Here is a 25,014-nt window from a genome sequence, read left to right as displayed (position 1 = left end):
GTTGAATATTGATGAATACGGGCTTTAAAGTTTTTCGGATGAACAATATGGGCACGAACCAGTGCTCGTGCTCGTATTGGGGTTGAGAGTTTAGGAGCCGTAGTGTATTTAAAACTTACTCTATAGCTTTGTGTGCGTAGGTTTTTATAATCTCAAAGATGGCATTCATCGCCGGATCTTGTCCTGAAAAATACTGCTTCGAAGAAAGCATGGCAGGGACGTGTGGTGCCACCCAGATCCGATGGTCTTCTGCTTTTGACGCCTGATGGAATTGCGTTGAAATAATTCCCCAGGTTCCGCTATAGGGTAATTTAAACCAACCGGCTTCACTTAGGGCATTGGGTCTGGAGCCACTGGGTTCACCAACCAGTATTGGACTGGTAAGGCGGTTGATATCCAGTAATAAATTATGTGCGGCAGAAAAAGTATTCCGCCCCATAATCACAAAGAGTTTACCATCGGGATTCGATGCTTCAAATTGCACCAGCGTTTTGAGTAGAGGCGGGTAAGTGCTGCCATCGCCACCGGCATTATGGCGTAGATCCAAAATGATATTATCGACTTTAAGCGCTGATATTTTGTTACGTAACTCAATATTGAAATCTTCAAAGGGTTGAGAGGGGTCGTTGTGTACATAGTTGTACTGAATATATAGCACTGACTGCTCAGGGATCGCCTGATACCAATAGCGTTTTTTGATCCTCAGGTTGTGGATTGCATTAGTATTCGCCAGCGCTGGCAATTTGGGGAAGCCATTGAAGCTCATCGCTTTTAGCCTGGGCTTTATCACCTGTCGCGTGCCTTTACGATTCTCAAGGATCAGCGATATATCCTTAGCATTATCAACGATGTCTAATCCTTTGAGTACTTCGGCCATTCCTAAATAATGAGGCCCGAGCCACAGCTGTTGCATTTCATTATCCCTCGCGTTAATGCGTTGAGTTCTGGTTAAGGCTTCTTCAATTACGGTGCTGCCGATAGCGACGACTTTACTACCAACCAATTGCTCGTATCCTTGATCAGCTTTGACGATAAAAAGCCCGTCGCTAAATTGATAAAACTGCAAAGGTAATTGATGAAAGGTGCCTATTTTGGCGTATGCAGGGACAATAAAATTATGACCATTGCCCACCGCTGCGACCAGCTTCATCAATTCAAATACGATTTCCTGATCCGATAGTTCAGGAATTTTCTTACGAATACTGACTATCATTTGTTCGAATTTCGTTCTATCCAGTGAGTGGTAGAGATTGACATGGAGTCGCTTTATTTCTGAAATCAGGAATTCCAAGTCATATTGCCATGATTGAATTCGAGATAAATTCTCAGGAAGAAAACTACCAGAAGTTTTTTGAAAGGCTTTAGAGTTAGCCATGGATTTGAAATGATCGTTGTTGACTAAATCTTTTCTCCCATCGTAACGTGCTTGTAACGATTGGTTTATCCAAGATATTGCGTTGGCTTCGTCTCCAAGTTCAGCATAAGCCTCGGCAATTTTAATCATAATGTCATTGGCAGGCGCTGAGCCCGTTGGGATATTCGATAGAATAGTACCTAAAGCTAATGTTCTTTTAAATGCTGTAATCGATTTTTCCCAGTCTCCCAATTGAAAATAGGTGAGTCCCAGGATGTACCAGGTGTCACCGTCGTCGGCATATTGGCTGGTCAAGGATTCAAGAACCGGTTTGGCGGTTCGCCACTTTTCTTCACGGACAAGTTTTAGCGCTTTTTCCCGATTGGTATAGTAAATAGCCGGAGTATCCAGTTCGCTCAAAGACGGATGTTGACCGATAGCACTATTGGTCATTTCGCCAACCCTGTTAGTTTCTAAAGCACTATTGGTTTCTAAAACATGATTGCTAGCCGCAGCGTGAATTGAAAAAATAGCAAACACAGTAAAGATACAAAAATAGATTGCCCTGGTAAGGTGCATTACACTTCCTTTCTTTGAATGTACAATATGGGACAATATAGTCATTTTAGGCTAGCCAATCGTCCGAAATCAGGATTTAGGACGCTTTTTTTGGCAAATTATTGCTTTGTTGAACAATTCATAACCAGGTATTAATTGGTATCCAGATATTGTTCATAACATTGTTCATAACACGACACTAAGATTAATAACCAGGCACCGCGATTAATAAGCCTCTGAATATGGATTAACAAATACTAAAATATGTCAGAGTTCTCTTTTACATTAGCCAATATAGTTCAAACCCTGTTTATTTTTCTTGGAATATTGGGCGGAGCGCTTCTTTTTGAAAAGCAGCGCTTCAAGGGGGTAGTGTTGCTGCTCGCTTATTTCACGCTACTCATGACATTTAATCTGTTGGAAGAGCGAGACATATCGAAACAGTTTCTGTTTATCACCCCATCATTCACGCTGTTGATGGGACCCATTCTCTACTTTATGGTGATGAGCCTGGCCAGTGCGCCTGGGCTATCCCACTGGAACTGGCTAAAGCATTGTATACCAGCTCTGCTCTCGATTCCTTTTACCAGTCATTTGCAATGGGTGGTCGCACTTGGCTCTATAAGTCAGCTAATGTATTTGGTCGCATCCTATCGATTATTGCAACGCTATGATCTGGCGGTGTTTAATTCTCGCTCGGATGCCGAAGCTTTGCAGTTGGGGTGGGTCACAAGCGCCAGTATTGTCATTATAGGCTTTCTGGTGGTGGATATGGTGCGGCTTAACATACGCCCATTGCTGGATAATGATGTTTATTATTCTTGGTATTTAGTCGACCTCAATATCCTGTTTTTAATTTGTTGTTATTTGCTAGTGAAGTCGGTTAAACAACCTGAATTATTTGATGGCTTGACAGATTATGAAAGTAGTGAGGGTGAGAAAGACTTTGCTAAAAAAGTTGCTAAAAAGGCTGCTGAAGGTGAGCAAAAGCTATTAGCGATGCAGCTGTTTGAGGTGATCGACAAAAAAATTACGAGTAATCAATTGTATAAGACGCCCAAATTGACCGTGCAACAAGTCGCCGAGGAAGCTTGTGTCGCCGTCAAGGAGACTTCCTGGGCAATCAACCAGGTCTCTGGGAGAAACTTTAACGACTACATTAACGGATTGCGCATCGAAGCGGTTAAGCAGCAACTCAAAGCCGAGGCGGGGACGGGGCCCAGCATTCTGGATATCGCTATGGAATGTGGGTTCAATTCAAAGTCGACTTTTAACCTTGCGTTTAAAAAATTAGAAAATATGACACCGACTCAATATGCGAAAAATGGAAATTAGACCATTGTTTAAGCGCTCATCGTTACACGGGGACCTACGTAACTCATTATAAGTAATACGTCTGATGGGACAACCGTCGGTTGCTAAAAGCTAAAACGCAGCTTGGCATAAAGCTCCCGGCTGGGACCAGGATAGGGGGCGTGGAAGCCATCGTAATAGGGCTGAACAAAAATAACATCATCATCTGTTAAGTTGTAACCGCCAAAATGGAGATCAACTTTCTCCGACAAAAAACCTTTTTTGATTATATTGAGGTTGAGCAATGTTGTTGAATCTAGCTCTTCGGCAACTAATTGTTCTTCGTCCTCAGTCACGCCTGTGTAAGCATACTTCTTACTTTGAAAAACCAGGCTGGGATTGATTGACCAATCATCATCCAGATTATACGAAAAATTCATTGTAAACTTATGTGGCGAAATCCCGAGTAATTCATCGTCAGTCACAAGTTCAAGAATGTCATCGTCTGGATTGGAATCAACACTTCGCACCGCGTATTGATCAACACTGTTTTCTGAGACTTTATAGTAGGAGTAGGATAATGTCAGGTATCCCCAGGTATCTTTGTAACGACTTTCAAATTCAAAACCTTGTGTACTGACATTAGGGTAATTTCTGTAGGCGTCCGAGTCAATAAAATAGTAAACAATGGGATCATCAATACTGATATCAAATAGATTAGCAGTGAGATAGATCTTGTCATTCATTTTGTAACCCACTTCGATTTCGAACACCGTTGTATTCTCCGGCTCTATCGAGGATTGAAGGCCTTCCGGATCATTAAAATCGATAATATTTTGGATCACTGGTGCGCGAAAGGCCTTACTCCAAAGCACCTTCAAGTTGAGATCGTCCCATGAGTTGGTATAACCGAGTCTGGGAAGAAAATTATCTCCGGCTTCACTGTGATCAACATAGCGTCCACCAACGGTGAAATTGCCAATGTGGGTACTGAATAAGCCTTGTCCAAATATCGCAAGGTTATCGTATTTTAGATTGTCAGTATTGTCTTTGTCCTCATAGTAGCTCATGCCAAAAATAATATTATCTGTTTCGTTTACATTGTAATCGGCGGTTAGTTTGAAAGTGTTTCTTTCTACTTCCTGGCCAAAATACTGTCCGTAGGAGTCAGGATCGGAATTATCCAGATCAATTGCCGCCTGCGATGTGGAGTGCCATGGTTTCTGAGACTTCAGGTTTACTTCTGGTGTTAATGTCCATGCTTCATTGATTTTCCAGGCGTACTTGAATTCATAAAAATTGCTTTCAAAAGATTGTTCGAGTTCATAGGGGGAGTTTACAAAAAATACATCGCGTTGAGTCATGTCATAACGGTCAAGCAGTAATCTTGCTGAAAAGTCCTTGTAAGTGATACCAAAATTCAACATTAAACTATCGAGATCTGAATTGTCTTCCATATTGAAAGTATCACCGTAAAAATCGGTAAAGTTTTTGTCACTTCGTTTTCCCGAACTATAGTGAATATTTGCATTGTAATGTCCGCTTTCGATTTCGTTGGCCGTAGCAATGGATACACCAGAACGACCACTACTTTCTTTCATTTGGCTGTAGCTTACTGCGCCTTCGGTTCCATTTAATGATGATGCTGATTTAGTAGTGATTTTGATGACCCCCATTTCTGCAAAGCCACCGTATATTGCAGATCCCGGTCCGCGAATGATCTCAATTCTTTCGATGTTCTCAACAGGAAAATGATTTCCGAACTGAAGTGTGGCAAAGGATAGTTCGTTAAATTCCTGGCCATCGACCATCAATAGAATCTTTCCTTCATGAGACCAGTTTCCACGAGCGGCGATCCCTACCACACCCTGAACATCCATTGCGAAACTAAATCCGGGCACCAGATTAAGTACATCCATCAAATCTCGGGCGCCGGAGTTGACGATCTCTTCTTGAGTGATCAAACTCACTATTCCGGGAGACTCCCTTAAGGTCAGTCCCTTAGAACCTGATGCTACAGAAAGTTTAATATTCAACAAGTCCTCCAGGCTAATGGATGACATTTCATCTTCTTCATAGGCCTGCGTTGATGAACAGGGATAAGCTACATTAAGGATAAGTAACGAACCGAAGAGCATTTTGATTTTCATTGGAAAGTCTTCCACCTTGACTAGTCTAAGGAATCTATAGTTCATGATGGTCAAACTGTCAAAGTTGACTTTCAATTTTGAATGGCGGCAGACTTGTGTAACACATTGAAAACAATAGTAAATCTGTGCAAAAGCAGCATTCAATACTGCTTGGAAACATTATTCATGGCTTTAAATACAGTCTCTATTGAGAAAAGTTGGTAGCGCGATTCAATCGTTATTGATTTCTCAATAATTAGATAAGGAGAAAAAATGAACTCTGACAAAAGAGAATATGAGTTTGTTTTAGCCAATGTATATAGTGAGTTTTTTAAGATTCGTCATGCGTACAGGGTTAAGGAGTGGGCGAGCATAAAAAGCTTCTTTTATTGTTTTTTTACGTTGCAAGGAGGATATGTTGAATTACTTTCAATGGAAGATAACGTCAATAAAGAAATGCTTGACTGGGTTGATGGTCATTTTAAGACGAGTAATTGCTCACAAGATGAAATCCAAAAATGCCGGGTTAATTTAAAAATGTACAAAGAAGAGCTGGTTTATAGAAATACCTTCTTGGTATTATTTATTCCTATTCTGGTACTAAGTATTACAATTGGAAGTTTGGTTGAGGGTAGCAAGATTTATTTGTTAGTCATCAATGGTCTCTTCTCTATCTGAATTGTTTTGGAAAGAATAGGCATTGCAAAGCACATAGCTTGCGCAAATCAACTTGATGTACTGTTGGAGCGACTTGTTCGTAATAGAAATAATAGAAATAATGATTAGACTCAAGAATTAAATTTCTGGAAAAATGAGACATGTACAGGCATGTCAGAATTTTAATTATAAAAATCGACTCCAAACAGGCCTTAGCAACCATAAATTAAAAAACAGGATCGACAGAAGTCGTTTCTTCTTTTTCCAGAAGAAAGCTGACTGCTGTTTTAAAAACGCAGCACTTAATATTCCATCCGCCACTTTGACCGATTCGTCTATGTTTATGGCCCTTAGCTCAGCAAGTTTTGTGGATTTTTGCGTATCACCTGGAAAAGTACGCGCCTTATTTTCTGAAATCCAGACAGAAGCAATTTCATTCGCTCTATTTAGCAAATCCTGATGCGGAACCACCCATTGCACCAGGCCTATCTCAAGTGCCTCCTGCGCATTGGGTTTCCAGCCTTCTTCACCTATCATTCTTTGAGCGTTTTGTTCTCCTAACAGGCGTGGAAATTGAACACTGGAACAACCTTCAGGCGGAACCCCGAGCTTTGCAAAAGGGGTTGAGAAAGTAGCACTTTCCGATGCGATAATTGCATCGCATAAAGTGGAGGAGGTAACACTTGCGCCAATTGCCGGACCATTAATGGCGGATAATATCGGCTTGGGAAACAATAGAAATATTTCAAAAAGCTGCTGATTTAGCGTTTTGATAGCCTGGTGCAATTTTCTCGGATGCATCGGTTTTAGTGAACCGCCCAAATCCACCCCGGCAGAAAAATAATTACCGGCGCCGCTAAAAATGACTGCTTTGACCGCATCGTTTTTTGCCGCTTTACTAAAAGTTTCTTGCAGCGCTTCTATCATCGGTAATGTCCAACCATTTAATTTCTCAGGCCGATTCATAAGGATAGTGAGTATCTGGTTTTTGATGGTTGTAGCAATGTAACCTGCTGCTTTACTACTTAACTGTAATTCATTCACCGGTCTTTACCTTGTTTGATGGTCTATAAATAATTCGACTAATTAAACAGTTCGACTAATTAAACAGTTCGACCAATATAAAACTGAACCTGTAACAGGGAGATATATTAATCCTATTTGATTGTTTTTGCTAATTGCGGAATTAAAAGTAAAAAAGAGATCATAAGAGCCTGAGCGCTGACTGGAAATTCGATTTGAAATGGCAGTTTGATTGATGACTTTACCGAGTATGATAAATGAATTTAACGTTCTTTACTTTGAATTACTATGGAGCTGAATTGAAGAATCAGCCTTGCAGCCAAATATGCATCTATTACATCTATAGTCTAAGCTTAAGAAGTTATTCTGCTTTCTTTGTTTGGTGTTTACATAAGGTTTTGAAATCTTTGGATGTCTAGAACTTACTCGCTGCTCTTCGGTGTTTTAATCAGTTTGTTGTGGCCAGGCAACCTTGTTGCCCGTTCAAGTCTTTTTGATGCGGGCAAACTATATTTCGAATCAATCAGAAGTGGAGAGATTGATGCCATTATTACCGATGTCACTCAAGATCAGGATGGTTTTTTGTGGTTTGCCACCCAGAACGGTCTTGTGAGGTATGACGGCTATCAATTTAAACGATTTATACACAATCCTGAAGATCCGAATTCGCTGGTCAATAATCGTGTGTTAACCCTCCACATTGATGTCTCTGGCAATCTGTGGGTTGGGACAAAGTATGGCGGACTATCCTTATACAGGAAGGAAACTCAGGACTTTGTTTCTTACAGTCATAAAAAAGATGATAACAATAGCCTGACCGGAAATCATGTTCGCAGTATTGTCAGTGATTCGAAAGGCGGGATCTGGGTTGCGACATTTAGTGGCCTCAATTATCTGGACTGGAAAACCGGTCAATTCAATCGAATCCTTCATGATCCCAATAATCCGGCTTCCTTGCCAACTAATCGCTTAAATTCTTTGCTAATCGACGGCGAATATCTTTGGGTCGGTGGAGCGAAAGGTCTGGTCAGGCTGAATATGTCTACATCAAAAGTCGACTTTCCTAAGGCTTTAGCCCCATTGTCTGAGTTTAATATCTTTAAACAGTTTCGCGATAGACTTGGCAATCACTGGATAGGAACCGCTAAAGAAGGGGCCTTTCGACTGGATTTGAATAGTCAGCTTCATCAAATAAAATCAAAAGGTAACGCCTTAAAGGACATTCGAAAGCAGTGGATATTTGATTTCGAACAGCCTAATCCGGAGGAAGTCTGGTTAGCCAGTTATGGCGGCGGATTGTTTGTTTATAACCTTGCCACAGAGCAAATTACTCGACATGTTCTTTATAAATCCGGGACAAAACACGGGATTAATTCAAACGATATTAGCGCTTTGTATACAGACCGCTCGGGGTTGACCTGGATAGGTAATTGGGGAGGAGGGTTAAATCGTATTAATAGTACGAATGCTGCCTTTCGCGTCCTGTATGAAGCAGAAAACTCTATCTCCAGAAACAGTATTTTATCTTTCCTTGAAACCAGTCAAGGAGAAGTATGGATTGGTACTATGGGAAACGGGATTGATATCTATCACCCGGAAAAAGGCTTTGTTGAGGGCATTCGACCTAATCAAACCGGACAAGGTCTGGGTGATGATACTGTGATGTCGATGTTGCAGTCAGATCAGGATACATTGTGGATTGGAACTCGCCGCGCGGGTGTATACCGATACTCGTTGAAAAATAAGACGTTTAAGAATTATCAACAACAGGATGGGCTTAACAGAAACTTTATTACCAAGATACATCGATCAAAGGATGGGCGTATATGGGTGGCTAATAAAAATGGCCTCGCCTTATATCAACCACAAACGGATAACTTCACTCAAATAGCGACACAAGGCGATCCCGGTACGCCTTTTTCATCAGAGGTGGTGTTCATCAAAGAGTCTCGACAGGCTGTCTGGTTTGCGACGGTGGAAGGTTTGTATCGGATCCGGTCCGGGGAGAGTCTTCTCAAAAAAGTAGAATTTAGCAATCCTGCGCTTGTTGCAAAAAGTTGCACTTCGGTTATGAGCCCAATTGTTGATCAAAATGATCAACTTTGGCTTGGTTGTCAGAATGGGCTTAATAAAGTTGTTAATCAGTATCAAGCGATTGTTAGCCTGGAGCATACTCCCTCTTCACTTGTTGGAGACAAAGGTTCGTATGCGAAGAATATGCTATTCGATCAAGCTGGCCAACTATGGCATCTTGAAACGGTAAGAAGAATGGATAATCACTATGCCGTAAAGCTGGATAAGAATTATGGCATCGATATTGGCAATTCTTGGGCGGGTAGCGCACTCAGGACATCAAATGATGATTTATTATTTGGTGGTACTTCAGGTTTATTACTTGTGCGACCGGCATTGTTTCAGGAATGGAAATTCAAACCGCCCATTGTTTTAACCAATATCGCCGTTGATAACTTGCCGACGAGGCTGAATGTGACCGGTTCACTGGAATTGAAACCTTACACTAAAAGCTTTAGTTTCGAATTTGCATCGCTGGATTTTTCCAAGCCAGAGCAAAATCAGTACGCATACCGATTATTGGGGTATGACGATAACTGGATAGAAACAAGCAGCACCTATCGAATTGCCAGTTACACCAATCTGGCGCCTGGAAATTATACCTTGCAGGTGAAGGCAACCAATCGCACCGGCGTTTGGTCTGATAATCAGGTGTCAGTCAATATAAGGCAGTTGGCAGCATGGTATCAAACACTATGGTTTAAGCTTTGTCTGGTTGCTGCTGGATTACTCGTAATCTATCTGGCTTTCGAAATTAGAACTCGAACTCTAAAAGCTAGAGCGACTATACTGAGACAAAAAATCAAAGCACACACAGCGGACCTGAATCGTTCCTTATCGTTAGTTGAAGCAACACTCGAATCGAGTGCAAATGGCATTTTGGTTCTGGACAACGACGGCGTTGTCCAAAGATTTAATGCGCGTTTAGCCGAAATGTGGGGGCTTGAAAATGACGCCGATGCTTACAATGAACGACAACAAATATTGAATGTTATTGCAAATCAAATTGAGCATGAAGAAAAAATTTCAGATGATCATTTGCCAGAAAATAATAGCATTAGAAATCAGAATCATGATTTGATTCGGTGTAGGGATGGCCGCATTTTTGAGCGGTTTTCTCAGCCTCAGCGAGTCGAAGGTAAAACAGTCGGTCAGGTCTGGAGCTACCTGGATATTACCGCTCAAAAGGAAAATGAGGCAGCGCTACAAAAAGCTAAAGATGAAGCGGTTCTAGCTAATAATTCTAAATCAGATTTCATTGCCAATATGAGCCATGAAATTCGAACACCGATGAATGGGGTAATTGGGGTAACGGAAATGTTACTCGATACCGAACTTGATACCCTTCAGCAAAAATACGCATTGACGGTAAAAAATTGTGGAGAGTCCTTACTTGCCATAACCAATGATATATTGGACCTTTCAAAAATTGAGGCAGGTAAAATAGACATAGAAACGATCGAGTTCGACCTGATGCTTCTATTGGAAACTTGTGTAACAACCAACGCCCTGCGCATGAAAAATGAGGTAGAGCTCATCTGTCGCATTGACAATGATGTGCCCCAGTATGTGGTTGGCGATCCGACAAGGTTGAATCAGGTGTTAACAAATCTTGTCAGCAATGCAATCAAATTTACCGAAAAGGGTGAAATTATCATTGCATGCTATCTTGACCAGCAAAAGAAATCGTCAAGAAATTTTCTCAACCTCCGGTTTGATGTTTCTGATAGTGGTGTAGGCTTGTCGCAAGAGCAGCAAAGCAAATTGTTTCAAAAATATGCGCAAGCTGATGTATCGACAACTAGAAAGTATGGCGGAACAGGTTTGGGTTTGATGATTGCAAAGGACCTGGTGCAGTTGATGGGCGGAGACATATCTTTACAAAGTGAAGTTAATAAGGGCACCGTTTTTAGTTTCAATATTGTTGCCGGTAGCGGCAAAAAAGTCATGGATGACTATTCAATAAAAAATGTCCAAAGTATTCATGCGATTGTCGTGACAGAAAATCCCAAAGTGGGGGAGTCGTTATCTGATGCATTGTCATACTGTTATATAGAAACGCAAGCCTTTGAGGCGCCGCGTGAAGAAGACGTCGACTTATGGGGTAGTCAGCTAATGGCTTTAAAGGAATCAAATGATGGAGATATGATTTTATTTATCGATAGTGGATTCAAAAATTTATCACCTTCCAGACTGCAATTGGCAGTAGCGAAAATTAAGTCTTCAGGTTTTAAGGTCGTTATTCTGGAAAAAAATATTCAGTTGCAGCGAAAAAAGATCCGGGAAGATGTTGACATCGATTACCTGTTGCATAAACCTGTTTTGCCTCAGCATCTTAAACAATGTTTGCAGCGCCTTTTCGACAATGTTGAGCCTGCCCAATTTTTTCATACAGTCGATGGTGAAGATAACAGCACGATCGACATAAATAAGAGCTCATACCGCGTGCTGGTTGCCGAAGATAACCCAGTGAACCAAATGGTTGTTAAGTCTATTTTAAGTAAATTAGGCCACCAATGTGATATCGCTGAAAATGGTCAAAAGGCGGTCGAGTTTGCATCCAGAACTGAGTATGATTTGATCTTTATGGATATGAGAATGCCTGTTTTGGATGGTGTTGAGGCGACGATGAAGATTAGAGCGAACGGCCAAAATGTAAAAACACCAATAATTGCGGTGACAGCTGACGCCATGAAAAACAGCTTCGATGAATCCCTTGATGCGGGTATGAATGACTTCTTGATTAAACCCCTTAACAGGGTGGCTGTCGCCAATATAATATCGACCTGGACTAACTTGTAGTGCTTTGCAAAGATCGCCTCGTATAGCGTTAGATTAATCTCTTGAGCAGAGGAGACCTCCTTGAAGCCAGAAGGACTAGAGCCGTATCTCTCTGTTCATCTGTTTGCATTGGTAACAGCAAAAATTTACCAAAAAATTAAAAGGCTTACCCTGAAAGCAAGCCTCTTTGAAGGGGACGTTAGACCACAACTAACCCTGTTGCCGCGCTTAACTGGCTTTTTTCATCTGGTGAATCATTGGTGCGGTTAACGCGGTACCACCAATACCCCATTGCCCTTCGGGAACTTCTTCTATTTTCACCCAGGTCACCTGGCGCATGGCTTCGCCTTCAATTTCAACCATTGTATCGGTGAGCTTGCTAATCATTTCTACTTTTTCTTCTTCCGTGAATACATTTTCGATTAAATGAACAGTAACTAATGGCATGATATTTTCCTCTTATCAATTTCGTTAAGTTTTTGGGTTTATCAAGTAATGTCTTGATGTGTGTAGATTAACGAAAACAGCATTGCCAAAGAACTCCGCACAAAGTAGCATTTAACTACAGATTACGTAGTAACCAACTACAAATTATGTCGTAAGGAGTGAATGACCATGGAATACGGACAGTTTTGCCCTATAGCCAAATCGATGGAGCTCATAGGAGAGCGCTGGACGCTGCTGGTATTGCGTGAATTGCACATGGGCGCAAGGCGCTTCAATGAACTGCAACGAGGACTGCCCTTGATCTCTCCCACCATACTGACCAAAAGGTTAAAGGAATTGACCGATGCGGAGATTATCGTCCGCAAAAAAATAGCGGGACAAAATGGTCATGAGTATTTTCTGACTCAGGCCGGAAAAGAGACTTTGCCCTTTATTCTGGCGGTTGGTCAATGGGGCATGCGTTGGGCTCGCGGCGATTTAAAAGACACCGATCTGGATGTGGGTCTGTTGATGCTCTACTTGGAGCGCAGTATCAAGGCAGAATATTTTCCCGGTGGTCAATCGGTTATTCATTTCAAGTTTACCGATCTCGATAAGTTGAATAGCTGGTGGCTGGTAGTCAAAGAAAATAAAGTGGATACCTGTCTGGAAAATCCGGGGCAGGAAGTTGATGTCTATTTAACGACCGACCTGAAAACCATGATTGATTGCTGGATGGGAGATCTCTCCTATAAGAACGCAATTAACGACAAGTTGATGACTGTGTACGGCCAACCGGCATTAACGCGCAATATTCGCGAGTGGCTTTGTTGTAGTGTGTTCGCTGATTTGCCGCCTGCTGAAGAGATTTAAGCTGGTAAAATCTAACAGACTAATTGAATGACTCTCACGATTAGCAACAATCACCTCATTTTCTCCATCCCCATCGATATCGCCGATCGCAACGCTTTCCGGTCTCTTGCCAACCGGAAAAGAGCGTTGCTGATATCGTCTGTTGGTTTGCTCATAGAAAACGACAGTCATATCGTTGGTTCGATAATTGGCGGTAATCAACTCAGCAATAAAGTCTTTGTTGATATCGCCTATGGCCACAAAGGAAGGTGAACCGGTCACCATTAGCGGAAAGTCTTCAGCCATTTCAAACTCACCTTTGCCATTACCGAGTAACAATGTTAAACCTTCTCCATTGCTGTCTCTAAAACTGGACCCCCTGTGCACGGTCAGAATATCCTGGTTGCCATCGCCATTGACATCAGCAGTCTTCACCAGAAAAGCTTTGGCGGCGTTGCTAAAGAGCTTTGCTTTGTTAGCTCGCTTGGCATCATTGAGCTGACTGCCCAAAATTACGGAGACACCATCTCGCCTGAAAGCCGGGGTAACAATATCGGATAAATTATCTCCATCGATATTGGTGACCACCAGATTGGTTCTTGGTTGTTCATGGACATCGATTACTTGTGGTTGCGGTTCAAAACTGCCATCACCTTTACCAAAATATATCAGCAATTGGCTGTTCGCCCAGCTGTCGACGACAACATCGGGAAAGTCGTCTTTGTTAAACATTCCGACACCCAGAGTATGAATGTGAGGGGCAGAACTTACTGAAAATGTACTAATTGTCGTCTGTTCAAATGCGCCTTCTTTATCGTTATACAAAATATGAAAACTGTTCGTTTCGTGGTTAGCAATAATCAGATCCTTATAACTATCTCTATTCATATCAAAAACGATCAGTTCAGACGGGTTAGCGCCAACTTCATAAATCTTTTTGGAAAGCAACGTGCTCGAGCTAGAAAAAGTTAATAGACTGATGGTTCCTTCTGCATGACTGGAAACTATCACCTCATCCTGGCCATCATTGTCCATATCAACTGCCAACACTCTGTTAGGGCTTTTTCCTACCTCAACAGTCTTTCTCGAACTCAGCTCTATTGCTTGTAACCCGCTACTTGTTAATAAAAGTATGAAACAGAAAACTGTTTGTCGAAATTGCATCGGCTTGTCGCTCCCAAAAGGAAGTTTTGTCATTCCAAAAGACGAAGACTGGTTATTTTCGTTTACGGACAGTGGTTTTATTTAATTCTAAAATTTTTATCAGTTAAAACAAGTGCTATAAGATGAGACGACGGAAATAGGCGATGGCCTGATTGGCGTTCGGAATAAGGCAAACAGGTATAAAACTTCAACGAGTTAAGGATCCTCAAGTAGAGGATGTACGAGTTTATTCAATGGCAAGCCCTTTTATTGATGGGCCCTTTTTAATGTTCAAATATTTTATGGTCGAAGTATGCTGGTAGCATCGATGTCTACCCGCGATAACCCTCGGGTCGCTTTACTCCAGTTAGTTCCGAATCCCCACTCTTGCTGAAGGTTTTCTGCGCCGGCAAACTCGCTAAAAATATTGGTAAACCAGACAATTTCTGCATCGGTGTGAGCCCTGTCACTGATGTGCAAAATCCCTAGCGTTAGAAGACTCGGGTCAAAATTTTCTGGTAACACTCGTTGTCCAAACTGGCCAATAAAGTCATTGACTGTAAATGCAATTGTTTCTTCTGCAGTGACCAGGTTATTCGTGCACAGTAAGTAGTACTCCTGGGTTTCGCACCCTTCAAGGGATGGATTAACCAGCTTGTAGTAGGTGCTGGTTACTTGCTCGGCTTCAAGTAATCCCATCATGTAAAGAAAAATATCTGCCCACACATTACGAGAATCGTTCATGATTTCGAGTCGAAAATCCCCCTGTTCATCTCTGATGAGATAGGTTTCTTCGAAGACTCCAGGAGCAGTCTCAAACACAACAGGGTAGGGCCATCCCCTGTCAGGATCCCAGAATGGACCAGCCAGCTCACCAGTTACAGTGGTATCGCTGTCGAGGTGCATATTATCGCCTGAGTTCCAGGCTCTGATACCTTCGCCAGGGAAATTACTGGCATCCAGCCCAAGCAAGCCATGCCCCAGTTCATGATTCATACCTTCAATTCCCGGCCAGCCACTCCAGATAATGCCGGTTAATTTTTGATGTTCCTGTTCATCGATAATGTTGTAACAGTGTGAGCGGGGTTCACAAGGCGGATTAAAACCGGTTCCTTCGATATTGTCATGGACTCGAACGTATCCGGCGCCATTATGTGCGTCTCTTGTACTGACAACAAAGAAGTCAAAAACGTCACCGGCTATCGACCAGGCAGTTTCACAGGCTTTACAGGACTCAGGCGAGTGCAGCAGCCAGTTGTTTTTGGCGCGGTTGTTATAATCATCACCAACTTCAATAAAGAATCCGGCCTCATTCACGGCAACGCCATCTGCAATTGACTGAAGGCTTTGAGTCCCGCGGTACTCAGGTTTGATAAACCATATATCGAGCCTGCTGACAAATGGCGCATTAGCTAAATATTCTTCAGGTAAATACATACAGGCGCGGGTATAGATACCATCACTGGCCACCAGATCACCATGGGTACCATCATCAAACATGGTTGCAGGCGTGGTATCATTGACTACTTTAAATCCTGCTTCGTCGAGTTGATAGTTGTAAATAGTAGGAGTTCCTGCATCACTTTTCATCAGGTAGGTAAAAGTCTGATCGACATACAAAATTGAAGGTTCGATCATTCGGAAGTTCGCCTCCGGTAATACCTCCGCTGCAGAGGCCAGAATCGGCGAAACATTTTCACCGATCTCGCAGCGACTAACGAGTGAAGGTTCCCAGTTTGAAGATGGTTCCGGCTCTGTAGCTGGCTCCTCAAAAGAGGGCGGTGGAGGCGAGCTTGTGTTTCCGCAAGCAAAAACAAATAGTAGACATACAGCCAGTGTTAATTGAGTTTTCACATGAAAATCCTGAGATTTTCGATCAAGTATAGTACAGAAGCCAATAAGGCAATAAATTAATAGCAGCCCGTAGCAGAATAAAACGTTGCCCATGAGGTGTTTTAGAATGCACTGGTTTGCCTCTTCAGAATAATCGTAATGACTCAAATTTCACAATCATTTCACAAGCGGTGTATTAGTCTATATCCCGGTTAACCCTCTGGAGCAGATTATGCTAAAAAAGTTATTCATCGTATTGGTAATCTTGATTCTAATCCTGGGCGGGGGCCTGTACGGCGCTAAAGAATACCTGAAGGGATTACTACCGGATAAAGCCCACTTCACAGCTATCAGACAAACCCAAACCAGTGATTTACCCTATGTGACTGAAAATATACCTGCTGGTCGAGGAAAGATTCTGGCAGTGGTTACCAGCGTTGGCAAGATGGCAAAAGTTGGTGATTCGGAATATACACAAAAAACAGGATACGAGCATACAGAGCTGGCTCGAGCTTATTGGGTATTTACCGCCAATGGCTTTGAAGTGGATATTGCCAGTCCTAAAGGTGGCAAGCCGCCTGTGGTGATTGATGATGAAGATATGGGGGCTTACGACTACGCCTTTCTAAATGATAGCGCCATTCAGCAAAAAGTAGCCAACTCAATCCCTTTGGATGAGATTGAACCTTTGGACTATGAAGCAGTGTACTTTGTAGGAGGTAAAGGTACCATGTTTGATTTTCCTGACAACCCGTCGATCCAACGTATTGCTAAAACTTTGTACCAAAATAATAAAGTGGTTAGTGCCGTCTGTCATGGACCCGCTGCACTAGTTAATGTTCAGTTGGACAATGGTAAAATGCTGCTGGCGAACAAAAAAGTGAGTGCTTTTACCAACGACGAAGAGCTAATACTCATACCTGAAGCTAAAGAGATCTTTCCGTTTCTGTTGCAGGATAAAATTGAAGCACGGGGCGCTGATTTTCAAGCGGGACTTAATTATCTGCAAAAAGTGAGTCATGACGGTAAATTAATTACCGGACAAAATCCCTGGTCAGTATGGCTATTGGCAGAGAAAGTTGTCGAAGAATTAGGTTATCAACCGAAACAGAGAGAGAAAACTCCCGAAGAATTTTCAATTGAGCTGCTAATGATTTACCAACAGCAAGGTCTGGAAGCGGCGAAAGAAGTGCTTAAACAGCAACCGGGATCTTATCAGCAAATGCTTATTGTTATGCATGCTGTTTTAGCCTTTATGCAGCTTGAGACCAGTAAAGGATTCGATATTCTAGAGCTGGCGGAGGAGTTAAAAGAGCTAGTGGATACAGAGTAATCTTGTATTCAGAAGACTTGTTCAGAGCTTTGTTTCTGGCTTGAAATAGCCCCAGTTATTAGCCATATTTTTAATTCAACAATTTATCAGGTTCGAATTGGATAGTTAATTTATGGCGGTATTTACACAAGGCGATGTCTCTTTTCATTATTGGCCTGTTGAAGAAGGAAAGCTGATTGCCGGGCGCTCTCCGGTAGGTTACAAAAGTTACCAATGCAAACAATATCTTAAGCATCTTCTCGACCTTGGAGTAAGAACCTTTATCAGCCTTCAGGAGGAGGATGAAGTCGCGCGCAAGCCGTTTCCTTTTTACCACGATGCACTGGAACGGCTGGCAAAAGAAAAGGGAGTTGAAGTCAGCTTTATTCGCATGCCTATTATGGACGGCACCACCATCAGTAGCCCTTCCTTGATCCATTTGCTGGATATGATTGACAGTGCGAACCGCCGTAACCAGATGGTCTACCTTCACTGTCTGGCTGGACATGGACGAACGGCGACAGTGGTTGGCTGCTGGTTGGTACGACAAGGAATGAGCGGGGATATGGCACTCAAGCGAATTACTGAACTACGCCATCATGATAGTCATCTAAGAGAAAAGAAATCACCACAGAAGCCAGGTCAAGTGGCCAGAGTTGCTTGTTGGAGCGAAAGAATCGATGTTGAACCTCGTTTACATTTGAGCAAGCCATTCAGATACTACTTCAGAAATTTTCAAACCAGATCTGAGTGCGAGAAGGACGATGCTATATCGGTTTCTCGCCGGGAACTTTTGGACGCATTAAAAAGCAATATTGATCTACCTATAGGTAGTGGCGTGTTTATTGTGGTTGACAAAAAGGGCAGCGAAATTATTTTGCTATATTCGTGGGCTCCAGAAGCACCAGTACAGAAGCTGCCTGACGATCCCGTGTTCGAGCTGGAGTTACCTTACTTTTATGACGGTCGGCCCAATAACGTCACTTTTATTGAGACACGACGGGCCTGGGGCAAGAAACCAATCCGCACTTATGCGCGAGCCATCAGGCTGAGCGAACTGCAGAATATCTTTGAGCATTTACCTGAAAAATTTTATCAGGATTGCGTGCCCGGATGTCGATTAGGACGTAGTCTTTACTATTCAGATTAAGCATATAGTTGATTTCAAGCCAGGTTGACAGTATTAGTGCTGTTCAATATTAGTGTTGCTCAGTATTAGCATTATTCGACATCGGTCATGAATTTTTGATTGGCTTTTTAGAGCGGGTTTTAAAAATCCGCGTACCCTCACGAAATACTCGTTGTTTAGTGTTTTGCCTGACTATTTTTAAATAATCCTGTTCCACTCTGGTGAGTCCTTCCAGTTACTACAAAATATGTAGCCAATTACTACATTTTTCGATCTAAATTAAAAAGCGCTATCTCCCTACAATAGAACCATCAGCTAAGCATTACTGATAAATACCACCTAACTTGATGAGGAGAAAGATGATGGAAAATGCAACTAACGAACTAATTGTAGTAATGACTAAAGGTATCAATGATGAGCTATCCTCCGTTGGCCTAACCATTGCCAATGGCGCGATTACCGCGGGAATGACTGTCGGTGTATTCCTGACCAGCAATGCAATCGATCTGGTCCGGAAAAATGGTGTCGACCATACGCATGTCCACCCAATGGAGTCTTTGAAAGGATTACTTGATGACTTCATTGCCAGAGGCGGTAAAGTCTGGGCATGCCCACCTTGTACCAGTGCACGCGGCTATAATCAGGACAGCATTGTCGAAGGCGTTGAAATACAGGGCGCGAGTGTCATCTTTGAAAGAATGAAAACCGGCGCGGCTACAGTCAGCTTCTAATCTTGCTCGAGTGGTAAATTGACTGACAATTTACCACTCGAAGACTATTCCTTCAAAGCAGGTTACTCTTACCTGGACTCTATGTTATTCTCGCCCAACGGCTTGACTCATTCACTGACTTGGGTCGATAAAACGAATAAGAAATATTTAAGCGATTAAGAATTATTTTAGGGAAATAAAATGACTATCAGGGATTATGGAACAAAAATTGCCGTTTCTATTGTATCAATTCTAATTATATCGATTTTAATTGTATCTGCGCCTGCCAGCCTTGTTGCGAAAAACAACGAAAGCAAAGAAAACAAGGAACATCCGGGGATCTTCCTTCGTCATATCATTTATTTTAAAGATTTAGCGACTGCAGAAAAAATTATCAGAAACACCGATGCTAACAAGTTTTTTAATAGGGTCGATGAGTTTCCTGATGTCGCCGTTAGCCCGGTATATAATCAAAAGCTAATCAAGGATGTGAGCATAAACTTTCCTGTACCTGACATTAACTACCTGTCTTATTTTGGGCGCGGTATGAGTGATGAAGAAAAAGGAAAGGTACAGGATTATCAGGTGGCTGTCTTATATGATTTCCTGTTTCCTTTGTCGGTTAGAGAAAAATCTCTCTTTAATGTAAGTCAGCTCATGTTAGAGATTGCAGACAAATATAGCGGATATATCTGGGATTCGGAAACGCGAGAGTTGTTTGCTGCTTCTGAGTGGAAAAAATATCGTATCGATTCATGGTCAGGGGATGTTCCAAACGTGAAGCTCAATACAGTTATTCATGCCTATCAGGTGGGTGACGGATTTAGGGCAATAACCTTAGGGATGGCAAAGTTCGGCTTACCCGATCTGGTTATTAATGGCTTCGAGTGGAATGATAATTATTCGATCTCCTCTTTGATCAATTTAACGTCTCAGCAAATCGCCGAGCAGGGGCTGAATGAATTCAATTTTAAACTCGATATTCGCAGCCTGAAAGATTCTAACTTTAAAAAGACTTTAGTCGATTCACTTTATGAAAATGCTAGTGAAAGTGTATCGGTCAAATTAAAGGAAGCAAAGCCCGAAGAAGGCGATCCTGATAATTTTCTGTTGGAATTTGATTTTAGCCAATACGAAGGGAAATCGTTGTTTCAAAAGCAGGATACGTTATTGAGCAGTTTGTTTGGATGGAAAGATGAAGTTGCTTATATCAAACACAATGCAATGATTGAAGCTGCGAGTGAGGCAGCCAGACAAAAGCTTCCCGAATTAAAGTCTCGATTTAATGCCGGTTTGGAAGTCGGCGAACAATTATCACTTAAGGCGCCATTTAAAACTCGCTCGGGCGAAAACGAGTGGATGTGGGTGGAAGTGGTCAGTTGGAAGGAAGGGGTTGTTAAAGGCATACTCCGAAATGTTCCTCGTGACATCCCGACATTAAATAGAGGCGATGAAGTAACGATTTTCCAAAATGACGTATTCGACTATATCTTCTACAACAAGGATGGTACCAGCCAGGGCAATAAAACCGGAGAATTGATTCAAAAATTTCAACGGCGTTGATACTGAATAGCTGCTCAATTGATTTCAACAGCAGCTTTCCTATAATTCATTAATCTTTGAGCAAATTTGTAGTCGTTGTGAATAGGTCTGATGTATGAGGATAATTCGGCTCTCGATATTGTTGCTATTGCTATTTTTCTCTTTGGCAGTTGCGGCTTCCCGACCAGCCTTGCGCTTTAATCATCTCACTGTTGAAGATGGCCTTCCGCAAAGCAGTGCTAATACGGTGATTAAAGACAGCCAGGGATTTTTGTGGATTGGCACACAAGATGGACTGGCGCGCTTTGATGGCTATTCTTTTAAGGTTTTCAAACACGATGTGGATAATCCTTTTTCAATTTCCGAGAATGACATAAGAGTCCTAACTGAAAGTAGCGATGGTTACATCTGGGTGGGAACTTTTAGTCGAGGCCTTAATCGTTTCGATCCTGAAACAGAACAGTTTAAACATTATCGCCATAATCCTGAAAATCCTGACAGCTTGAGTAATGACAGCGTACTAGCTCTGGCGGAAGACAGTCGGGGAATACTGTGGATTGGAACCAGAGGCGGAGGACTAAACCGGTTTGATTCGAAAACAGAGCGGTTTAGCCATTATCGGCATGATGCCGGCAATCTGAGTAGTCTGAGTCACGATATTGTCAGAGCGATTTTTGAGGATAAAAGCGGGAAGCTATGGATAGGGACTTATGCTGGAGGACTTAATCGTTTTGATCAAAAAACGCAAAAGTTTGCTCATTACCGGTTTGAAGCGAACAATCCCGACAGTTTGAGCGGCGACAGTATTTTGGCAATTGCCGAGGACCAACAGGGAAGCCTCTGGGTTGGTACGCGAACCCGAGGGCTAAATCGATTTGATGTTCCAAGCGGAAAATTTACTCGCTATCAGTTTGATCCCGATAACCCGGGAAGTCTGAGTCATGATGTCATTAGAACCATTGCGGTTGACCAGCAGGGAACGCTCTGGGTTGGGACTAACAATGGCGGTCTTAATCGGTTTGAGCCTGCAACCCAGAGTTTTACTCGCTATCGCTTTGATGCCAGTGCAAGTCATAGTCTTAGCAGCGATTCTGTTTTAGCCATTTTAGACGACCGACAGGGAACACTATGGATAGGAACGAATGCTGGCGGTCTCAATTACTTTAATTTCAGGACGGAAAGTTTTGGTCATTATCGGAGTGAAGCGAATAACCCCGAAAGTTTAAGTCAAAATATTGTGCGGGCTTTTGAAGAAGATAAGTTCGGCAATCTTTGGGTTGGAACTCATGGTGGAGGACTCAATCGTCTCGATCCAAATACCGGTGCCTTTACCCACTTTCGATTTGAACCGGATAATCCTGATGGTTTGAGTAATGATCGGGTGCGAGCGATAACAGAAGATGGCAATGGAACGCTATGGGTTGGAACCCACGGCGGCGGATTAAGCAAGTTTAATCCCGAGACAAACACTTTTACCCATTTTCGAGCTTCTGCTAATCCTTCTGGCAGTGGGCCCGGGAATCGTTCTAGTGGACATTTTGATAGCGGCTCAAATAATCGTTCTAATGGAGCCTCAGGTAGTCTGGGTGACGATTTTGTTTTGGTGATTAAAGAAGACCATCAAGGTTTTCTCTGGTTGGGCACTTATGGCGGAGGTGGATTAAATCGCTTTGATCCTCGAACACAGTCGTTTAAACAATACCGTTTTGATCCAGCAGAAGAGAATAGTCTGAGCCATAATCGGGTACTGTCAATTGCTGAAGATCATGAGCACATCCTGTGGGTGGGAACAGCAGGTGGAGGGCTTAATCGCTTTGATCCGGAAACCGAAAAATTTACCCGCTATCATTCTGATTCCGCTAATCCGTTGAGTCTTAGCAATGATACTGTCTATTCGGTAATTGAAGACAGTCGGCAAAGACTCTGGGTGGGAACCGCTAATGGTTTGAATCGTTTCGATCCAACCTCCGACAGTTTTAAGCACTATACCGATAAACAGGGATTACCGAATAATGTGATTTACCGTATCGAAGAGGACAATCTGGGCTATTTATGGTTTAGCACCAACCAGGGACTCGCGCGGTTTAATCCGCAAACGGAAACCTTCACAAATTATGATGAAGGCGATGGTTTACAGAATAATGAGTTTAATGCCGGTGCTTCATTTAAAAACAAAAAAGGAGAATTGTTTTTCGGTGGAATCAATGGATTTAACCGGTTTCAGCCGGAGCAAATAACGCGTGACACCCTCAAGCCCACCGTTGTAATTACTGATATGCTGTTGTTAAATGAATCGGTCCCTATTCGAACTTATCAGGACAGTCACGAAAATCAAGGCAGCAAAGACAGGTTTACTCTGGACAAGGCCATTCATTTATTATCTGAGCTGACCCTAAGTTATGACCAGAATCTGGTTTCCTTTGAATTTAGCGCCTTGCATTTTAGCAATCCGAAAAAGAATCAATATGCTTACAAGTTAGAAGGGTTTGATGCGGACTGGATCAGGACCAGTTCCAGCAAGCGATTTGCAACCTACACGGATCTGCCCGGTGGTGACTATGTTTTTCGGGTAAAAGCCAGTAATTCTGATGGTGTATGGAATGAAGAGGGCGCCTCAATCAATATCAGAGTATTGCCGCCGCCATGGAAAACCTGGTGGGCCTACTCGATTTACACCTTGATTTTGCTGAGTCTGGTTTTTAGTTTCGTCTATACACAACGAAAGAAGCTGGAGCGTGAACGTTCGATCAACAAGAAGCTGCAACAGGTCGATAAGCTTAAAAACGAGTTTTTAGCCAATACTTCGCATGAGTTAAGAACGCCGTTAAATGGCATTATCGGTATTTCTGATGCATTGGTTACGGGGTATTCGGATAGTCTGCCTGAGGAAGTCGCAGAGATGCATATGATTATTGCAGATAGTGGTAATCGACTGGCAAGACTGGTTGATAATATCCTGGAGATAACAGTATTACGAGGAGATCAGGCAAATCTGGTCGTGCAATCAGTTAATATTGTTGATGTTATCGAACAGGCAATTGAGTTCAACAGGATCTTTGCTGATAGTAAGAATCTAGAAATTAAAACACAGATACCTGAGGATTTGCCACTGATCAATGTCGATTCTGAAAAGATTAAAAAGGTGTTTATTAACATTCTTGAGAACGCAATCAAATTTACCCAGTCAGGTTATGTGATGATTAGCGTTACGGTTAATGAAAAAATGCTGGATATTGCATTCCGTGACACAGGGATCGGGATTGACCAGGCGCACCGGGAAAAAATTTTTGAGTTCTTTCATCAAGTTGATGGTTCCAACACTCGAGTAGTTGAAGGTTCCGGGCTAGGACTTTCAATTGCTTATCATCTGGTACAGCTTCATAATGGCAAGATTGTGATTGATTCCGAGGTTGGCGAAGGGGCTTTGGTCAGTGTAAAGCTGCCACTTAGCTAGTCAATTGCTTTCTCATAAGAAATAGTAAACCATAAATCGATGTTTGTTTCTACTGATTGTGAGTAACTGGAGTCGCTGTATCTGGTTGGATACAATGCTGTTCTGTTGAAAAAGCGAAAGTCCAAAAGTAAGTGGAAAAAATGAAAAAAATAATTCTGTTCTGTGTATTGGCCGTCTATCTTTCAATTTCTTCTGGTTTTGCTGAAGAATGTCCTGATTTACAGGAGGTAGCCAGGTTTATTACTCAGGACAATCTGCCAGAAGTAAAAAAATTGAGTCAATGCAATTTTGATTTTCATCTGGAAAATGATAAAGCACTCCATATTGCCGCGAAAAATGGTAGTTTGGCGGTAGAAAAGTTCTTGTTAAGCAAGGGACTTGAGTATAAAACTGGATATCTGCAAACGCTTTGGATGTTTGCTATCAATAATGGAAGAATGCTGGAAAACGCTATCAACATGGCATCTATGACAGCAAAAGACAAACCAGATGAGAATAACTGGCAAGAGATAATTAAAAGTCATGTTTACAACAATAGTCATATGATAGATGGTTTTGGTAAACCGCTTATTTTTGGAAGGTCGAAAGAAAGAGGATTCTATTTTTGTTCCTTAGGGCGAGATAACAAAGTGGGTGGGCAGTATTATGAACAGGATGTTTGTAGCGATTCAAACCTGGAAGAACTGATTAAACTGAACTTTCCTTCGAACTAGGGAATATTTATTTTAAATAACAGTCGAATCGC

16 protein-coding genes are annotated in these 25,014 nt (G+C 42.2%); 10 read left to right on the top strand and 6 right to left on the bottom strand.

Annotated features, from left to right (window positions below; translation table 11 throughout):
* Positions 1-115: 115 nt before the first annotated feature.
* The gene (locus IYN84_RS18890; protein WP_196140829.1) at positions 116-1,933 is read right to left on the bottom strand and encodes a tetratricopeptide repeat protein; all 1,818 of its coding nucleotides are present in this window, start codon (positions 1,931-1,933) and stop codon (positions 116-118) included.
* A gap of 243 nt (positions 1,934-2,176) precedes the next feature.
* Between IYN84_RS18890 and IYN84_RS18885 the strand changes: the two genes are divergently transcribed.
* Complete coding sequence (locus IYN84_RS18885; protein ID WP_196140828.1) at positions 2,177-3,247, top strand: AraC family transcriptional regulator; 1,071 nt, start codon at positions 2,177-2,179, stop codon at positions 3,245-3,247.
* An 83-nt stretch (positions 3,248-3,330) separates the two neighbouring features.
* On the opposite strand, the gene IYN84_RS18880 is transcribed toward IYN84_RS18885, so the two are convergent.
* Positions 3,331-5,355 carry a TonB-dependent siderophore receptor gene (locus IYN84_RS18880; RefSeq protein ID WP_196140827.1) on the bottom strand — a complete coding sequence of 675 codons (2,025 nt, stop codon included), beginning with the start codon at positions 5,353-5,355 and terminating at the stop codon, positions 3,331-3,333.
* A gap of 252 nt (positions 5,356-5,607) precedes the next feature.
* On the opposite strand from IYN84_RS18880, the gene IYN84_RS18875 reads away from it, so the two are divergent.
* Positions 5,608-6,012, top strand: a complete 405-nt coding sequence (locus tag IYN84_RS18875) for a hypothetical protein (protein ID WP_196140826.1) — start codon at positions 5,608-5,610, stop codon at positions 6,010-6,012.
* Between the two features lie 165 nt (positions 6,013-6,177).
* On the opposite strand, the gene IYN84_RS18870 is transcribed toward IYN84_RS18875, so the two are convergent.
* The gene (locus IYN84_RS18870; protein WP_196140825.1) at positions 6,178-7,035 is read right to left on the bottom strand and encodes an enoyl-CoA hydratase/isomerase family protein; all 858 of its coding nucleotides are present in this window, start codon (positions 7,033-7,035) and stop codon (positions 6,178-6,180) included.
* 390 nt (positions 7,036-7,425) lie between these two features.
* Between IYN84_RS18870 and IYN84_RS18865 the strand changes: the two genes are divergently transcribed.
* Positions 7,426-11,889: a two-component regulator propeller domain-containing protein gene (locus IYN84_RS18865; RefSeq protein ID WP_196140824.1), complete on the top strand. Its 4,464-nt coding sequence runs from the start codon at positions 7,426-7,428 to the stop codon at positions 11,887-11,889.
* A 207-nt stretch (positions 11,890-12,096) separates the two neighbouring features.
* Here IYN84_RS18865 and IYN84_RS18860 read toward each other — a convergent pair whose 3' ends face one another.
* Positions 12,097-12,315 carry a tautomerase family protein gene (locus IYN84_RS18860; RefSeq protein WP_196140823.1) on the bottom strand — a complete coding sequence of 73 codons (219 nt, stop codon included), beginning with the start codon at positions 12,313-12,315 and terminating at the stop codon, positions 12,097-12,099.
* Positions 12,316-12,483: 168 nt separating this feature from the next.
* Between IYN84_RS18860 and IYN84_RS18855 the strand changes: the two genes are divergently transcribed.
* On the top strand, positions 12,484-13,167 hold the full coding sequence (locus IYN84_RS18855) for a helix-turn-helix domain-containing protein (protein WP_196140822.1): 684 nt from the start codon (positions 12,484-12,486) through the stop codon (positions 13,165-13,167).
* Here the strand turns inward: IYN84_RS18855 and IYN84_RS18850 are convergent.
* Positions 13,096-14,310, bottom strand: a complete 1,215-nt coding sequence (locus IYN84_RS18850) for a VCBS repeat-containing protein (RefSeq protein WP_196140821.1) — start codon at positions 14,308-14,310, stop codon at positions 13,096-13,098. The two genes, IYN84_RS18855 and IYN84_RS18850, sit on opposite strands and share 72 nt — an antisense overlap.
* A gap of 279 nt (positions 14,311-14,589) precedes the next feature.
* Complete coding sequence (locus IYN84_RS18845) at positions 14,590-16,143, bottom strand: choice-of-anchor X domain-containing protein (RefSeq protein ID WP_196140820.1); 1,554 nt, start codon at positions 16,141-16,143, stop codon at positions 14,590-14,592.
* Positions 16,144-16,354: 211 nt separating this feature from the next.
* On the opposite strand from IYN84_RS18845, the gene IYN84_RS18840 reads away from it, so the two are divergent.
* The 6 genes from IYN84_RS18840 (at position 16,355) to IYN84_RS18815 (ending at position 24,982) form a co-directional block, all read left to right on the top strand.
* Positions 16,355-17,455, top strand: coding sequence for a type 1 glutamine amidotransferase domain-containing protein (locus tag IYN84_RS18840; RefSeq protein ID WP_196140819.1), 1,101 nt, complete (start codon positions 16,355-16,357; stop codon positions 17,453-17,455).
* Between the two features lie 112 nt (positions 17,456-17,567).
* Positions 17,568-18,584: a dual specificity protein phosphatase family protein gene (locus IYN84_RS18835; RefSeq protein ID WP_196140818.1), complete on the top strand. Its 1,017-nt coding sequence runs from the start codon at positions 17,568-17,570 to the stop codon at positions 18,582-18,584.
* A gap of 338 nt (positions 18,585-18,922) precedes the next feature.
* Positions 18,923-19,294, top strand: coding sequence for a DsrE family protein (locus IYN84_RS18830; protein ID WP_210330704.1), 372 nt, complete (start codon positions 18,923-18,925; stop codon positions 19,292-19,294).
* A 180-nt stretch (positions 19,295-19,474) separates the two neighbouring features.
* Positions 19,475-20,836: a DUF2314 domain-containing protein gene (locus tag IYN84_RS18825; protein ID WP_196140817.1), complete on the top strand. Its 1,362-nt coding sequence runs from the start codon at positions 19,475-19,477 to the stop codon at positions 20,834-20,836.
* Positions 20,837-20,930: 94 nt separating this feature from the next.
* Positions 20,931-24,269 carry a two-component regulator propeller domain-containing protein gene (locus IYN84_RS18820; RefSeq protein ID WP_196140816.1) on the top strand — a complete coding sequence of 1,113 codons (3,339 nt, stop codon included), beginning with the start codon at positions 20,931-20,933 and terminating at the stop codon, positions 24,267-24,269.
* Between the two features lie 140 nt (positions 24,270-24,409).
* Positions 24,410-24,982, top strand: coding sequence for a hypothetical protein (locus tag IYN84_RS18815; RefSeq protein ID WP_196140815.1), 573 nt, complete (start codon positions 24,410-24,412; stop codon positions 24,980-24,982).
* The last annotated feature ends 32 nt before the right edge of the window (positions 24,983-25,014 follow it).

Origin of the sequence: Aliikangiella sp. G2MR2-5 (genome assembly GCF_015687155.1) — a bacterium.
In the GTDB taxonomy this organism is placed as follows: domain Bacteria; phylum Pseudomonadota; class Gammaproteobacteria; order Enterobacterales; family Kangiellaceae; genus Aliikangiella.
Note: the sequence above shows the minus strand (reverse complement) of the source record. Positions and strands in the feature narration are given on the sequence as shown.

Coding starts and splice junctions, on each gene's coding strand:
- IYN84_RS18890 (WP_196140829.1), bottom strand. CDS start 1,933: ATGCACCTTACCAGGGCAATCTATTTTTGTATCTTTACTGTGTTTGCT.
- IYN84_RS18885 (WP_196140828.1), top strand. CDS start 2,177: ATGTCAGAGTTCTCTTTTACATTAGCCAATATAGTTCAAACCCTGTTT.
- IYN84_RS18880 (WP_196140827.1), bottom strand. CDS start 5,355: ATGAAAATCAAAATGCTCTTCGGTTCGTTACTTATCCTTAATGTAGCT.
- IYN84_RS18875 (WP_196140826.1), top strand. CDS start 5,608: ATGAACTCTGACAAAAGAGAATATGAGTTTGTTTTAGCCAATGTATAT.
- IYN84_RS18865 (WP_196140824.1), top strand. CDS start 7,426: ATGTCTAGAACTTACTCGCTGCTCTTCGGTGTTTTAATCAGTTTGTTG.
- IYN84_RS18860 (WP_196140823.1), bottom strand. CDS start 12,315: ATGCCATTAGTTACTGTTCATTTAATCGAAAATGTATTCACGGAAGAA.
- IYN84_RS18855 (WP_196140822.1), top strand. CDS start 12,484: ATGGAATACGGACAGTTTTGCCCTATAGCCAAATCGATGGAGCTCATA.
- IYN84_RS18850 (WP_196140821.1), bottom strand. CDS start 14,310: ATGCAATTTCGACAAACAGTTTTCTGTTTCATACTTTTATTAACAAGT.
- IYN84_RS18840 (WP_196140819.1), top strand. CDS start 16,355: ATGCTAAAAAAGTTATTCATCGTATTGGTAATCTTGATTCTAATCCTG.
- IYN84_RS18835 (WP_196140818.1), top strand. CDS start 17,568: ATGGCGGTATTTACACAAGGCGATGTCTCTTTTCATTATTGGCCTGTT.
- IYN84_RS18830 (WP_210330704.1), top strand. CDS start 18,923: ATGATGGAAAATGCAACTAACGAACTAATTGTAGTAATGACTAAAGGT.
- IYN84_RS18825 (WP_196140817.1), top strand. CDS start 19,475: ATGACTATCAGGGATTATGGAACAAAAATTGCCGTTTCTATTGTATCA.
- IYN84_RS18820 (WP_196140816.1), top strand. CDS start 20,931: ATGAGGATAATTCGGCTCTCGATATTGTTGCTATTGCTATTTTTCTCT.
- IYN84_RS18815 (WP_196140815.1), top strand. CDS start 24,410: ATGAAAAAAATAATTCTGTTCTGTGTATTGGCCGTCTATCTTTCAATT.